Origin of the sequence: Streptomyces sp. NPDC048473, from assembly GCF_043200155.1 — a bacterium.
GTDB lineage: Bacteria > Actinomycetota > Actinomycetes > Streptomycetales > Streptomycetaceae > Streptomyces.
The window spans coordinates 118,258-132,340 of sequence record NZ_JBICXE010000008.1 but is presented as its reverse complement, the minus strand read 5'-3'; the positions used below and the strand labels follow the sequence as shown (position 1 = coordinate 132,340).

Genomic DNA, 14,083 nt, shown 5'->3' with positions numbered 1-14,083 from the left:
GAATGACCGAGCTCAGCAAGGACGCTGCGCCCCCCGGCGCGGAATTCGGTTCAACTCCCGCACAGGTCAAGGGACGCTCTGGGCAACTCTCCCTGCTCGGCGGCACCATGCTCGTCGACAACACCGAGGCCAGCCTGGTCAGCAGTCTTTTCCCGCTGATCAGGCAGTCCCTCGGCGTCTCGCTCGGCGCCCTGGGCATCCTCACCGCGGCCAGCAAGATCGTGGGTGCTTTCACCGGCCCGTTCTGGGTGTGGGCGGCCCAGCGCTGGTCGCGCAAGAGCGTGCTCGTCGTGGCCACCGGCCTGTGGGGCGTCTGGGGAGTGGCCGCCGGCTTCGCTCAGAACTTCACCCAACTCCTCATTCTTTACACCATATTGGCGGCGGGCTACGCCGCCGCGAACCCGATCATCACCGAGATCATCGGCGACCTCTTCGGCAGCTCCTCCCGCGGCCGTGCCGTCGGCATCCTCTACGGAACGATCTCACTGGTCAGCGCGGTGATCGGGCCGCTCAACGGGCAGCTCGCCGACGTGGACGAGGGCTGGCGCTGGGGCCTGTGGGGCATCGGCACGTTCAACATCCTGCTCGGTTTCGCCCTGCTGGTCTGGTTCCGCGACCCGGGCCGGGGCGCCGCCGAGGAGCAGCTCGCCGACCTCGACCAGGCCACCCGTGAGGCCCACTCGAAGCTCACCTGGGCCAAGGCGTTCTCGCTCCTCGAGATCCGCAGCCTGGTAATCCTGATCGTCTCGCGCCTGCTGTCCGGGCACCTGCTGGTGGGCACGTTCGGCGTGGTCTTCCTGGTGGACGTGCACGGTTTCAGCACCCAGAAGGCCGCACTCGTCACCCTGCCCTTCGGCGTCGGCTACCTCGTCGGAACTCTCTTGGGCGGGGCCGCCGCCGACTGGGCTTCCCGGCACAGCCCCCGCTTCGGACCGGTCGCGGTCCTCCAGGCGGCGCAGTTCACCTTCGCCGTCTTCGCCTTCTTCGGCAGCCAGTTCCACTACGACAGCATCCTCGTGTACGGCGTCTTCTTCGCGCTGCTAGGCGCGTCACAGGGCATCAACCCGAGCGTCAACCGGCCGATGGTCATGGCCATCACCCCACCCGAACTCCGGGGTGCCGCTTTCGCGTTGTACGTGTCCGTCGCCGAGGCGATCGCCTGGGCCGGCTACAGCCTGGGCGCGGGATTCCTCGCCGATGCCGTCGGGCTCCGCGTGGTCTTCCTGTGGGTCCTGGTCGTCCTGATGCTGGTGAACGGCCTCTTTCTCACACTGCTCTACCGCCCGTACGCCGCCGACGCCGCCCGCGTGCAGCGGGAACTGGACGCCCGGCGCAGGGCCGCCCTGACCGAACCACGGTAACCGCAACCAATACTCAGGATCGAGAACAGCCCATGGCACACGCACGACGACTCCCCGACGGCTTCCTCTGGGGCGCTTCCACCTCCGCGCACCAGATCGAGGGCAACAACACCAACAGCGACTGGTGGCTCTTCGAACACACAGAGAACCCCTACGTCAAGGAACCCAGCGGCGATGCCTGCGACAGCTACCACCGCTGGCCCGAGGACATGGACATGCTGGCCGAACTGGGCTTCACCGATTACCGGTTCAGCATCGAGTGGGCGCGCATCGAGCCCGCTCCAGGCGAGTTCTCCCAGGCCGCGATCGCCCACTACCGGCGCATGGTCGAAGGTGCGCACGAGCGCGGGCTGCGCCCCCTGGTGACGCTGCACCACTTCACCACCCCCCGGTGGTTCCTGGAGCGCGGCGGCTGGGCCGCCGCCGGATCCGACGAGCTTTTCGCCCGGTACCTCACGGCAGCCGCGCCCGTCTACGCCACCGACGTGGCGCACGCGTGCACCATCAACGAGCCCAACATGGTCGCCTCCATGGCCACCCTCTACCGGGCCCAGGTCTCCGACAGCCCGCCGCCCACCTTCGGGCTGACGACACCGGACGGTGCCACCACTGAGGCCCTCGTACGCGCTCACGGCCGAGCCGTCGAGACGGTCAAGTCCCTTGCTCCACATGTACGTTGCGGCTGGTCCGTCGCGAATCAGGTGTACCAGCCGCTGCCCGGGGCGGAGGACGTCGCAGCGGCGTTCCGCCACCCCCGTGAGGACGTCTTTCTCGAAGCGGCCCGCGACGACGACTGGCTCGGCCTGCAGTCGTACACCCGCACTCGCATCGGCCCCGACGGCCCTCTGCCCGTACCGCCGGAGGCGGAACACACTCTCACGGGCTGGGAGTTCTACTCCCGGGCCCTGGGGGAAGCGCTGCGTCACAGTGCCGCCGTCGCCCCCGGCGTCCCCCTGATCGTCACCGAGAACGGCATCGCCACTGCCGACGACACCCGCCGCATCCAGTACACCTCAGAGGCTCTGGACTCCCTCACCAGCGCCATGGACGACGGCATCGATGTCCGCGGCTACTTCCACTGGAGCGCTCTGGACAACTACGAGTGGGGTCGCTATGCGCCCACTTTCGGGCTCATCGCCGTCGACCGTGAAACCTTCACCCGCACCCCCAAGCCCTCGGCGGCCTGGCTCGGCGCCATGGGACGCCGTCGCATCCTGGCCTAGCGGGAAAAGTGACACCGGCACGAGCCGCTGCAGCGGCGATGTACCTGACCGTCGGGGCCTGCCGGCACTGGCAGGCCCCGACGGACCCAAGGGTGGGGCAACAAGGGCGGCGGGTAGTCAGTGGACAGGGGCCGGTCGGAAGTGAGTACTCCGACCGAAGCGACCGGGGCACGCCCGAGACTTAACTTCGGGAGTATGTCCAGCCGGTCTCGTCGGCGACGCTGTCGTCCATACGGTGTCCCAGGGGCGGGGGCACCACCCGTCGCCGTTCACGCGCCCGGTGACGGCGCTCCGCAAGGTAGATCCTCACCCATGCTCAGAGGCGAAGGCGATCCACTCAGGGGGCCTCTCCACTCACAACATCAGCCTGGCACGTCCGTGGGCGGCGGCCGACGCCTTGGACCATCCTCAGGGGTAGTCGGCCAGCTCATGCCCCGTGACTGCGCGAGCGTGGGCGCGTAGGGCGGTGATCACGTCGGCACGCGTGCGGCGGCCGGCGAGGACCTCCATCTGGTAGCCGTCCTCCATGGCGACGAAGTTCGCGGCGAGAAGTCGGGGTGGGTCCTGGAGGACGAAATGACCTTGAGCCTGCCCGAGGACCAGGATCCCTGAGTACACCGCGATCTGGCGCTCCGTGAGCGCGCTGTCGAGCGCGGCGGCCCTGGCGTCGCGCAGACAGCGCGGCCAGTACTCGAATAGCAGCCGGGTCAGCGCGTCGTCGGGCCCAACGGCGACGCCGTTGTCAATGCAGGCCCGCAGCTGATCGCGGGCATCGGCGAACCGGCCGGCGGCCCGCTCGCGCTCCTGGCTGTAGCGCTCGATGGCCTGCTGGTACGCCTCGTGGACCAAGGCATCGAGGTCTCCGTAGTAGAGAACCGCGGCGGGAGTGACGCCCGCCTCCTCGGCGACATCACGCAGCCGCAGCCCCTCAAGCCCGCGCGCCATCAGAGCGCGCTCCACCGCTTTGCCCAGCTCGGCCCGACGGGCCTCCTTGCTGCTGCCCTTTCTCGCCGCCACACTGATCCTCTCACCACACTGTTGTAACCAGATTTAACAGTAGCCCAGCCCCTATTGACAGGGCAACGACACAGGTTTTAAATCTGCGTTTAACAAATCTGCGGCTCACGGAGGCCCCATGCCCAACCCAACCGATACCGGGGCCAGAACAGGGTCCGCGCCAGCCCCGGCCAAGGGGCTGCGCGGGGGTTCGGTGGGGCTACTCGCCTCCGTCACTCTCGGACTGTCCTGTGTCGCCCCGGCCTACAGCATCGCCGTCACCCTCGGCTTCGTGACCCTGACCGTCGGGGATCTCGCGCCTGCCGCACTGCTGCTGGGCTTCGTGCCGATCCTGCTCACCGCATTCGCCTTTCGTGAGCTGAACCGCGAGATGCCGGACTGCGGCACCACCTTCGTGTGGACCACGCGCGCCTTCGGGCCGCTGGCCGGCTGGCTCACCGGCGGCTGGGTGGTGCAGATCGCCACCCTCATCGCGATGACAGCGCTCTCCCAGGTCGGCGCCACCTACCTGCTCCAACTGCTCGGCCTGCACTCACTCGCCGACAGCAGCACGGCGGTGGCCATCACCGCGGTGGCTCTGTTGGCGGCGGTCACCTCGATCGCCTACCGGGGCCTGCATCTCGCGGCCTCCGTCCAATACGTACTGCTCGGGCTGCAGTTGACCGCCCTGCTCGGCTTCGGCGCCACCGCGTTCGCCCGCCACGGTGCAGTCGCACCCTCCCTGGCCTGGCTCAACCCCTTCGCCTTCGGCGGCTTCGGCCCTTTTGCCGAGGCGGTCATGCTGTGCCTGTTCATCTACTGGGGCTGGGACGCGCTGATCACCGCGAACGAGGAGACACGCGACGGGGATCGCGTCGCAGGCCAGGCCGCCGTCATCTCCACCCTCGTCCTGCTGGGCACGTATCTGTTCACCGCCTTCGCGGCGATCAGTTTCGCCGGCACGGGCACCAGCGGCACCGGGCTCGCCAACCCCGACAACGCCGCCGACGTCCTGTCCGCCCTGGCACCGCCCGTCCTCGGCACGGCGCTGGCCAAAGTAATGCAGCTGGCCGTCTGCGTCTCCGCGGTCTCCGCCCTGCTCACCAGCCTCGTAGGCTCCTCGCGCGGCACCCTGTCCATGGCCGCCCACGGCGCCCTGCCTACCGCCTTCGCCCGTATCCATCCCCGGCACCGCACCCCCGGCTTCGGCACCGTGTTCATCGGCGTCACGGCCGCCTGCCTGCTTGTTCTGCTCACGCTCGTCTCCACCGACTTCCTCGGCGACGCCATCCTGTGCGTCGGACTGCTGATCGCCTGCTACTACGGCACCACCGCTCTCGCCTGCGTCTGGCACTTCCGCGGTCAGCTGCGCAATTCGCTCCGCGACCTGCTGCTCCGCGGCATCCTTCCTCTGCTCGGCGGGCTGATGATGCTGGCCGCCTTCGCCCGCAGCGCCCACGACATGTACGACCCGGCCTACGGCAGTACGTCCTTCCACGGCATCGGCGGGGTTTTCCTCCTCGGCGCCGGCTCCATCGTCACCGGAGCCCTGGCCCTGGCCGTCGTCCGCACCCGCTTCCACCGCTTCTTCCGCGACGGCCGCACCACGGTGGCCGAACTGACCATCACCGAGGACTGAATCATCCATGCGCACACTCGCCCTCGCCGCCCTGCAGACCGTCCCCGTGCCCCACGATCTCGAAGCGAGCTGGCAGCGCTTCGCCGACCAGGTTCGAACCACCCACGATCTGTTCCCTCATGTACAACTCGTCGTCGTCCCCGAACTGTTGCTCGCTGCGGAAGGTTCTCTGCTGCAGCCGGCCGCCGACGACTGGATGGAACAGGCCGCGGTCACGATCCCGGGCCCGCTCACCGATCGGATCTGCGCCCTGGCCGTGGAGACCGGCCTGTGGCTGATCCCGGGAAGCCTCTACGAACGAGCCGAGGACGGGCGCATCTACAACACTGCCCTGGCTGTCTCACCGGAAGGTGAGATCGCCGCCCGCTACCGCAAGGTCTTCCCCTGGCAGCCGTACGAGAAGACCACCCCCGGCCACGAGTTCACCGTCTTCGACATCCCCGGCGCCGGCCGGGTTGGCCTGGCCATCTGCTACGACGGCTCCTTCCCCGAAACCGTGCGCCAACTTGCCTGGCTGGGCGCGGAGATCGTCATCCAGCCCACCCTCACACCCACCCGCGACCGGGAGATGGAACTGGTCTGCGCCCGCGCCAACGCCTGGACCAACCAGGTCTACGTCGTCAACGTCAACGCCGGCGACCCCGCCGGGGTCGGACAGAGCGCCGTCGTCGACCCGGAAGGCATCGTGCGCCAGCAAGCGGGTCCCGGCGAGGAGATCCTCGTCGACGTACTAGACCTCGACACCGTCATCCGAGTGCGCCGCTACGGCAGCGCCGGCATCAACCGCCCGTGGAGCCAGCTCGCCCGCTACGGGAAGTCGGTGAAGCTCCCGATGTACGGCGGCGAAGCAATCCACACACCGGACTGGCTCGAAGGCGACACCCTGTAACGACTCCCCTGTGGAATCAATCACCGATGCCGGTATCCGCGGCCGCCGGGCCCATCGGGGCGTCCCCCCGCGGCCCTCAAGGCCATCCGACCGGCCCCCGCGACACGGCCGCCGTGGCGCTACCGGGCCAGAAGGGCACTGACGGTTTTGCCGCCGTGCACTCGGCGGGTGACAGCCGTGGTGAAAGCGGGGTGGTTGGCCATGGGCCGGCCCCAAGCCTCCAGTGCTGCCCTTCAGGTCGGGGATACGCATGCGTGACCACCAGGAACACCGCCTCTGCGGCATCGGCTGCAATCGCGGGTACGAGGCTCACGAGAGTGCGCGTCATCCAGATCGCCGAACGTCTCGGGAGTACCAGGCAGACAGTGGGCCCTCTGGTCGACGAATTGGTGGCCAAGGGCTACCTTCACCGCCGCCGCGATCCCGCAGACACGCGAGCCAAACTCGTCGCGTTCACCGCCGAGGGAACCAACGCAGCCGAGGCGGCGTGGCGCAGTGCGGAGAGTGTGCACCGGCTGTGGGCCGATCAGGTCGGCCCACAGCGCCTGGCGGAATGCCGCGCCATCCTCTGAGAATTGGTCACAGGACCGCACTGACCGCTCCACTCGACGACAGAGCCGGGAAGGGAGCGGCAAGCTCCTGACCCCGGAGCGTCAGCTGAGCGTCAAGACTGTGGCGCACCGATACTGCCCGGCTCATGGCACGAAGCTCACCACCCCTAACGCCGACGGCCGAACCCGCAGGTCAGAGATGCCCGGGCGTACTGGCGCGTGCTTCACCTCATGCACGGAGGGAAACAGGTCGAGCGATCAATCCTGCCCACAGAATCGCAGGTCAGGCACCCTTTTCGGCAGGTTCAAGAATCGCCACGCACTCCACGTGCGAGGTCATCGCAAACAGGTGGACGAAGCGGAAGCGGGGTTGCTACCCCGAGATGGAGCGAAGCCCAGTAACCCGCAGGCCTGCGGACGACCGTGCGCACCACTCAGTTGGCGCGGCCGGACTTCCCCTCTACAGTCCCACCGAAGCGACCACTAGCCGAGGAAGCTCAGCCGCACCTGACGGTTGGCGTTGTCCCTGTTCGTGTCGACCAGACATACCGACTGCCACGTCCCCAGTTCCAGCCTGCCCCCGATCACCGGCAGGGTCGCGTGCGGCGGGACGAGGGCGGGGAGTACGTGGTCGCGGCCGTGGCCGGGGCTGCCGTGGCGGTGTTGCCAGCGGTCGTCGGCGGGAAGCAGGGTGTGGAGGGCGGCCAGGAGGTCGTCGTCGCTGCCCGATCCGGTTTCGAGGAGGGCGATGCCGGCGGTCGCGTGCGGTACGAAGATGTTGAGCAGACCGTCCCTGGCGGCCGCGGTCCGGGTGAGAAACTGTTCGCAGTCGTGCGTCAGGTCGGTGACGGTCTCCGTCGATCCGGTGGTGATGTGCAGGACGCTGGTGGTGAAGGCATGGGGCATTCCTCCATCCTCTCGCTCATGGGGCGAGATCACGCGTCCACGTGCCGAGACGCCATTGACCGTTTCAGCCATGGATCGCTACGTTCAGCGACATGTTCCGTTCAGCTCTGCTCACTTCGCGCGGTCACATCGACCTGCTGCGGGTGGCTTCCGCCGCGTGTTGTCGCGGCTGCTGACGTCCTTTCAGCGCATCTCCCCCCGCCGGTGACCGGCCGCTCAGGCCGCCCGTTCCCGCTGCCGTACGTGCCTGTTCGCATGTGCCCCGGCGTATTCCGCCTCGTCGACCGCATGCCGTAGCCCCTGTGCCGTAACGGCGGCAGTGGTTCGCGCACGCGTGTGGCCGGGGTGCGCCTCCCCCCTGTCCGTGCACTGCTCGTGGAGCCCTCATGACCATCGGCCATGCTCTCGCCCCACCGGATATATCACCGGAATCCGGTAAGAAATCTGTTTCCTCCTCCCGTCGGCCGCTCGATCTTGAGCCGGTGGTTCCGGCCTCTGCCCGGGGTGTCCGCCTACGGGCAGTGCCCCGTTGGATCCGGCGTACCGTCGGGCCGCTGCTGCTGCTCGTGCTGTGGCAGGTGCTCAGTGCCACCGGGGTCCTGCACCCCGATGTACTCGCATCACCCGGCACCATCGCCCGTGCCGGGGCAGATCTGGTCGCGGACGGGACACTGCCATCGGCGATGGGGATCTCGTTGCAGCGGGTTGCCGTGGGGCTGGTGCTCGGGGGTGTCGTCGGCACGGCGCTTGCGCTGGTTTCCGGGCTCTCACGGCTCGGCGAGGATCTCGTGGACGCGAGCGTGCAGATGCTGCGCACCATTCCCTGGGTCGGGCTGATCCCGCTGTTCATCATCTGGCTCGGGATCGGCGAGGCGCCGAAGGTGGCGCTCATCGCGCTCGGCGTGGCTTTTCATCTGTATCTCAATGTGTACGCGGGAATTCGCGGGGTCGATGCCCAACTCATCGAAGCCGGTGAGTCGTTGGGGCTCGGACGTTGGGGGCTCATCCGGCATGTGGTGGTGCCGGGCGCGCTGCCCGGGGCGATGACGGGGCTGCGCTATTCGCTCGCCACCGCATGGCTGGCACTGGTCTTCGGCGAGTCCATCAATGCCGATGCCGGGATCGGCTTCCTGATGAATCAGGCCCGGGAGTTCTTCCGTACCGACGTCATCGTCGTCTGCCTGGTCGTCTATGCCTTCCTCGGCCTCGCCGCCGATGTCATCGTCCGCATACTCGAAAGGCTGCTGCTGCAATGGCGACCGACCTTCACAGGGCAGTGAGCTCCCCCGCTCCGGCCGACCGGCCCGAGACCGCCGTGCGGGTCGAGGGGCTGACCCGTTCCTTCGATGGGAGGGCCGTCGTCGACGGGCTCGATCTCACGCTGCGGGCCGGGGAGTTCACTGCTCTCCTCGGACGCAGCGGCTGCGGGAAGTCGACCCTGCTGCGGGTGCTGGCGGGGCTGGACCGCGAGATCGAGGGCACCGTGCTCGTACCGAAGCGACGCGCTGTTGCCTTTCAGGCGCCTCGGCTGATGCCGTGGAAGCGGGTCTGGCGCAATGTGCTGCTGGGACTGCCCGGAAAGCCCGAACGGGCGGTCGCCGAGCGCGCGTTGGCGGAAGTCGGACTCGGGGAGCGGTCCGGGGCGTGGCCCAAGACGCTCTCCGGGGGTGAGGCACAGCGCGCCTCGCTGGCTCGGGCGCTGGTGCGTGAACCCGATCTGCTGCTGCTCGACGAACCGTTCGGCGCGCTCGACGCGTTGACCCGGATCAAGGCTCAGCAGCTGGTGGCCGAGCTCTGGCAGCGGCGTGGCTGCGCCGTGCTGCTGGTCACACACGACGTGGACGAGGCGCTGCTGCTGGCCGACCGTGCGCTGGTGATGCGGGACGGAGCGATCGCGTACGAGACGCCCGTCGCCCTGGACCGGCCGCGCGTCGTGGGCAGTCCCGAGTTCGCCGCACTGCGCTCGCGGCTGCTGAGCGAGCTGGGTGTCGAGAGTGCGGCCGGACCCGCCAGGGCCGCCTGAACATTCAGTCATCCGTTGATCGCCGATTTCCGGCCCGCCCCGATGAAAGAAAAGCCGATGCGAGAGAAGCCGATGAGAAGCCGTACCCTGCCCGCCCTGCTCGTCCCCCTCACTCTGCTGCTGGCCGCCTGCGGCGGGGCCACGTCCGCCTCCACCACGGACAACACCGACGGGAAGGACAGTGTCACCCTCAACATCGGTGACCAGAAGGGGGGTTACGAGGCAATCCTGCGCGCCTCCGGTGAGCTGGACGACCTCGACTACCGGATCAAATGGTCGACCTTCACCTCGGGGCCGCCCCTCCTTGAGGCGGTCAACGCCAAGGCCGTGGACATCGGGGGCGTCGGCAACACCCCGCCGGTCTTCGCCGCAGGTTCCGATTCCAAGATCGTCGTGGTGGGGGCCAGCCATGGCTCGTCCACGGGCGAGGCGCTCGTGGTCCCGGAGGACTCGCCGCTGCGGAATCCGGCGCAGCTCAAGGGCAGGTCGATCGCCGTGGCGCAGGGCAGCTCGGCCCACTACCAGCTGGTGGCCTCGCTGAAGAAGGCGGGGCTCGGCGTCTCGGACGTGAAGCTGAAGTACCTTCAGCCGGCCGATGCGCTGGCCGCGTTCAGCCGGGGCAAGGTCGATGCCTGGGCCATCTGGGATCCGTACACCTCGCAGGTGCTTCGCAGCACGAAGGCCCGGGTGCTGACCACCGGTGAGGGCATTGTGAACGGTCTCAGCTTCCAGGTGGCCTCGCCCTCCGCGCTGAAGGACGCCAAGAAGTCCAAGGCCATCGGTGACCTGCTGCGCCGTCTGCAGCGGGCGCAGGACTGGGTGTTCAAGCACCCGGAGGCATGGGCGAAGGTCTGGGCGAAGGAGACCGGGCTGCCGTACGAGGTGGCCCTGGACGCGGTCAAGCGCAGCTACGGGACCCGGGTGCCCGTTGCCATCGATCCTGCCGCGATCGCCTCCGAGCAGTCGATTGCCGACACGTTCGCCGATCTGAAGCTCATTCCGCGGCGCTTCACCTTCAAGGACTACGTCGACACCCGCTTCAACCGCGATCTTCCCCCGTCCTCCACAGCTCCCCGTTCGTACGGAAAGGCCTCGTCATGAATGTTCATCTGCACTGGTTCCTGCCCACCGGCGGTGACGGACGTACGCTCGTCGACCGGCACGCCTACACCGACGGCGGGATCAAGCGGGACCGGATCACTCCGGTGAGCGGGGTGCGTGCACCCGACATCGAGTATCTGGCGCAGATCGCCAAGGCCGCCGAGCAGCTGGGGTTCGAGGCCGTGCTGACGCCCACCGGAACCTGGTGCGAGGATGCCTGGCTGACGACAGTGGCACTGGCTCAGCACACCGAACGGCTGAAGTTCCTGGTGGCGTTCCGGCCGGGCGTGATCTCGCCGGTGCTCGCGGCGCAGATGGCCGCGACGTATCAGCGGATCACCCGGGGGCGGCTGCTGCTCAATGTGGTGACGGGCGGCGACTCCACGGAGCAGCGGCGCTTCGGTGACCATCTGGATCACGACCGGCGCTATGCGCGGACCGCCGAATTCCTTTCGGTGGTGCGGGGTGCCTGGAGCGGGCGGCCCTACGACTTCGACGGTGAGCACTACCAGGTGGAGGGCGGACTGACCGCGCTGCCGCCGGACCCGCTGCCGGACATCTTCTTCGGCGGGTCGTCGGCAGCGGCGGGGCCGGTGGCCGCCGCGCATGCCGATGTCTATCTGACCTGGGGCGAGCCACCGGCCGCGGTGAAGGAGAAGATCGACTGGATCCGCGGGCTGGCGGAGGAGCAGGGCCGTACGGTCCGCTTCGGTATCCGGCTGCACACCATTTCCCGCGACTCGTCCCGGGAGGCGTGGGCGACGGCCGACCGGCTGCTGGGCGATCTCGATCCCGAGACGGTCGCCGCCGCTCAGCAGGCTTTGGGGCGGAGCGAGTCGGTCGGGCAGCAGCGGATGCTGGCGCTGCACGGCGGCTCCCGCGACAAGCTGGAGATCTCGCCGAATCTGTGGGCGGGCGTCGGTCTGGTGCGGGGCGGTGCGGGCACCGCACTGGTCGGGAGTCATGCGGAGGTCGCCGACCGGATCGAGGAGTACCACGCACTGGGTGTGGAGCACTTCGTGCTGTCCGGTTACCCGCATCTGGAGGAGGCGTACTGGTTCGGCGAGGGTGTGACGCCCGAGCTGGCGGCGCGCGGTCTGCTGTCGACCGTACCGGCGTCGCCGTTGCTCGGGGTGCCCGCGGCGAACGGCCGGCCGGCGTCCGCGCCGGGCGGGGCTCCGCTGCTGGTTGCCGGTGGCCGCTGAGGCAGGGCGTGCGTCGGCGGGCCAGGAGGCCGGGCCGGTCCGTCGGCGGGCAGGTGAGAAAGAACCGCAGCTGCTCGCGGGAAGATCCTCACCTCCGAAGAAGTTGGTAGAAGCGTGAACAACTTCGGGGTGGGCGCAGCACACACGGTCGATGTCGTCGTGGTAGGCGCCGGACAGGCAGGACTGTCCGGCGCCTACCATCTGCGACGCGCGGGCATGGAGCCCGACCGTGATTTCGTCGTGCTCGACCATGCCCCGCGCCCCGGCGGCGCCTGGCAGTTCCGCTGGCCCTCGCTGACGTACGGCAAGGTGCATGGCATGCACGCGCTGCCCGGTATGGAACTCACCGGAGCCGATGGCAGCCGGCCCTCGTCCGAGGTGATCGGTGAGTACTTCGACACGTACGAGCGCACCTTCGGCCTGCGGGTTCACCGGCCGGTCGAGGTGAGCGCCGTGCGTGAGGGCGACCGCGGGCGGCTGCTCGTCGAGACGTCCGAGGGTACGTACGCCACCCGTGCCCTGATCAACGCCACCGGCACCTGGGACCGGCCGTTCTGGCCGCGCTACCCGGGCCAGGAGAGCTTCCGGGGGCGGCAGCTGCACACCGCGAACTACCCGGGGCCCGCCGAGTTCGCCGGGCAGCGCGTGATGGTGGTCGGTGGCGGCGCCTCCGGAACGCAGCATCTGATGGAGATCGCCGAGGTGGCGGCAGAGACGTACTGGGTGACGCGTCGGCCGCCGGTCTTCCGGGAGGGGCCGTTCGGCGCGGACCAGGGGCGGGCCGCCGTGGCAATGGTGGAGGAGCGGGTGCGGCGCGGACTGCCGCCGCAGAGTGTGGTGAGCGTGACCGGGCTGCCGCTCACCGACGCGGTCCGGCACGCCCGCGAGGAGGGGGTGCTCGACCGGTTGCCGATGTTCGACCGGATCACGCCGACCGGAGTCGCGTGGGACGACGGCCGGGCGGTCGAGGCGGATGTCATCCTCTGGGCAACCGGGTTCCGGGCCGCCATCGATCATCTCGCACCGCTGAAACTGCGCGAGCCGGGCGGCGGCATCCAGGTCGAGGGCACACAGACGGTACGGGACGAGCGCATCCATCTCGTCGGGTACGGGCCGTCCGCCAGCACGATCGGCGCCAACCGGGCGGGGCGGGCCGCGGTGCGTGCGATCACACGACTGCTGGACAAGACCGAGGCGGAGACCGAGGCAGAGACCGGGGCGGAGGTGGAAGCGAGGGCGGACGGGGAGCTCGCGCCGGCCGTGGTGTGACGGCGCAGTTGCTCAGCCGCCGGAAGCGCTGCGGCGGTTGCGGTTGAACTCCTCCACGTTTCTCTGCTGTTCTGCATAGCTGCTGGTGAAGCGGGTGTCCCCCGGCGCGACCGTGACGAAGTACAGCCACGGTCCGGGCGTGGGGGCGATCGCCGCCATCACTGCCTGCTCTCCCGGGTTCCCGATGGGTGCGGGCGGCAGCCCCTTGCGCTCGTAGCTGTTGTACGGACTGTCGATCTTCGTGTCGCCCGTGGTGGTGTCCAGGGTGCTGCGGTTGAGCGCGTAATTGAGTGTGGAGTCCATCTGGAGCGGCATGCCCCGGTCGATCCGGTTGTGGATGACCCTGGCGACCTTGCCCATGTCGCCCTCGGTGTCCGCCTCGGCCTGCACGATGCTTGCGATCGTCACCGTCCGGTACACCGAGACGCCATTGCGCCGCGCGCCTGCGGTGATGTGGTCCGCGCCGAACCGTTTGACCGCTGTGTCGACCATGTACCTGAGCAGGCTCTGCGGGGTGGTGTCGGAGGTGACGGGGTACGTCGCCGGGAAGAGGTACCCCTCGGGATTGCCCTTCGCTTCGGCCGGAAGCGGCAGATCTGCCGTACCTGCGGCCTTCTCGGTGGTGCCTGATGCGACGGCAAGGGTCTTGTCGGCTGCGGCGTACACCTGGGACGCCCGCCATCCCTCGGGGATCACGAGCGGGCGGGCCCGCTCGACCTTCGGCCCCCGCGTCAGCAGCGGTACGAGGACGGCTGCGGCCACGACGAGGACGAGAACGATGCCGATGAGCAGCGCCAGACGGCCGCGCCGCGTCGGGCGGAGAGTGCGACGGGGCGGGGTGTCCGGGGACTCGTTCGCCATGCGGGCACGCTATCCCGCCGTCCGGAACCCCTACCTGGACGACACGGGCCCACACTCCA

At 68.9% G+C, this 14,083-nt stretch carries 14 protein-coding genes; 11 read left to right on the top strand and 3 right to left on the bottom strand.

Annotated elements, in window-relative coordinates; all coding sequences use genetic code 11:
* Window positions 1-2 precede the first annotated feature (2 nt).
* Together ACGFU7_RS16590 and ACGFU7_RS16585 are read left to right on the top strand one after the other, a co-directional pair.
* Complete coding sequence (locus tag ACGFU7_RS16590) at window positions 3-1,361, top strand: MFS transporter (protein ID WP_393696387.1); 1,359 nt, start codon at window positions 3-5, stop codon at window positions 1,359-1,361.
* Window positions 1,362-1,393: 32 nt separating this feature from the next.
* Window positions 1,394-2,584, top strand: a complete 1,191-nt coding sequence (locus tag ACGFU7_RS16585) for a glycoside hydrolase family 1 protein (protein WP_393696386.1) — start codon at window positions 1,394-1,396, stop codon at window positions 2,582-2,584.
* 408 nt (window positions 2,585-2,992) lie between these two features.
* On the opposite strand, the gene ACGFU7_RS16580 is transcribed toward ACGFU7_RS16585, so the two are convergent.
* On the bottom strand, window positions 2,993-3,601 hold the full coding sequence (locus ACGFU7_RS16580; protein ID WP_393696384.1) for a TetR/AcrR family transcriptional regulator: 609 nt from the start codon (window positions 3,599-3,601) through the stop codon (window positions 2,993-2,995).
* A gap of 118 nt (window positions 3,602-3,719) precedes the next feature.
* Between ACGFU7_RS16580 and ACGFU7_RS16575 the strand changes: the two genes are divergently transcribed.
* The 3 genes from ACGFU7_RS16575 (at window position 3,720) to ACGFU7_RS16565 (ending at window position 6,680) form a co-directional block, all read left to right on the top strand.
* Complete coding sequence (locus ACGFU7_RS16575; protein ID WP_393696382.1) at window positions 3,720-5,219, top strand: APC family permease; 1,500 nt, start codon at window positions 3,720-3,722, stop codon at window positions 5,217-5,219.
* A gap of 7 nt (window positions 5,220-5,226) precedes the next feature.
* Window positions 5,227-6,108, top strand: a complete 882-nt coding sequence (locus ACGFU7_RS16570; RefSeq protein ID WP_393696380.1) for a carbon-nitrogen hydrolase family protein — start codon at window positions 5,227-5,229, stop codon at window positions 6,106-6,108.
* 317 nt (window positions 6,109-6,425) lie between these two features.
* A complete protein-coding gene (locus ACGFU7_RS16565; protein ID WP_393696378.1) occupies window positions 6,426-6,680 on the top strand; it encodes a MarR family winged helix-turn-helix transcriptional regulator in 255 nt (84 codons plus the stop codon).
* 462 nt (window positions 6,681-7,142) lie between these two features.
* Here the strand turns inward: ACGFU7_RS16565 and ACGFU7_RS16560 are convergent, their stop codons facing one another.
* The gene (locus ACGFU7_RS16560) at window positions 7,143-7,565 is read right to left on the bottom strand and encodes a secondary thiamine-phosphate synthase enzyme YjbQ (protein WP_393696376.1); all 423 of its coding nucleotides are present in this window, start codon (window positions 7,563-7,565) and stop codon (window positions 7,143-7,145) included.
* Window positions 7,566-7,657: 92 nt separating this feature from the next.
* Here ACGFU7_RS16560 and ACGFU7_RS16555 point away from each other — a divergent pair, with 92 nt between their 5' ends.
* From ACGFU7_RS16555 to ACGFU7_RS16530, 6 genes are all read left to right on the top strand, one after another.
* On the top strand, window positions 7,658-7,741 hold the full coding sequence (locus ACGFU7_RS16555) for a putative leader peptide (RefSeq protein ID WP_311307964.1): 84 nt from the start codon (window positions 7,658-7,660) through the stop codon (window positions 7,739-7,741).
* A gap of 210 nt (window positions 7,742-7,951) precedes the next feature.
* Window positions 7,952-8,845 carry an ABC transporter permease gene (locus tag ACGFU7_RS16550; protein WP_393696374.1) on the top strand — a complete coding sequence of 298 codons (894 nt, stop codon included), beginning with the start codon at window positions 7,952-7,954 and terminating at the stop codon, window positions 8,843-8,845.
* Window positions 8,818-9,588, top strand: coding sequence for an ABC transporter ATP-binding protein (locus ACGFU7_RS16545; protein ID WP_393696372.1), 771 nt, complete (start codon window positions 8,818-8,820; stop codon window positions 9,586-9,588). The genes ACGFU7_RS16550 and ACGFU7_RS16545 overlap by 28 nt, the downstream gene beginning before the upstream one ends.
* Window positions 9,589-9,660: 72 nt before the next feature.
* Window positions 9,661-10,689 (top strand): ABC transporter substrate-binding protein, encoded by a 1,029-nt coding sequence (locus ACGFU7_RS16540; protein WP_393696370.1) that lies wholly within the window; start codon window positions 9,661-9,663, stop codon window positions 10,687-10,689.
* Window positions 10,686-11,894: an LLM class flavin-dependent oxidoreductase gene (locus ACGFU7_RS16535; RefSeq protein ID WP_393696368.1), complete on the top strand. Its 1,209-nt coding sequence runs from the start codon at window positions 10,686-10,688 to the stop codon at window positions 11,892-11,894. The genes ACGFU7_RS16540 and ACGFU7_RS16535 overlap by 4 nt, the downstream gene beginning before the upstream one ends.
* A 114-nt stretch (window positions 11,895-12,008) precedes the next feature.
* Window positions 12,009-13,163, top strand: a complete 1,155-nt coding sequence (locus ACGFU7_RS16530; RefSeq protein ID WP_393696366.1) for an NAD(P)-binding domain-containing protein — start codon at window positions 12,009-12,011, stop codon at window positions 13,161-13,163.
* A 12-nt stretch (window positions 13,164-13,175) separates the two neighbouring features.
* Here ACGFU7_RS16530 and mltG read toward each other — a convergent pair whose 3' ends face one another.
* A complete protein-coding gene (gene mltG / locus ACGFU7_RS16525; RefSeq protein ID WP_393696364.1) occupies window positions 13,176-14,024 on the bottom strand; it encodes an endolytic transglycosylase MltG in 849 nt (282 codons plus the stop codon).
* Window positions 14,025-14,083: the final 59 nt, after the last annotated feature.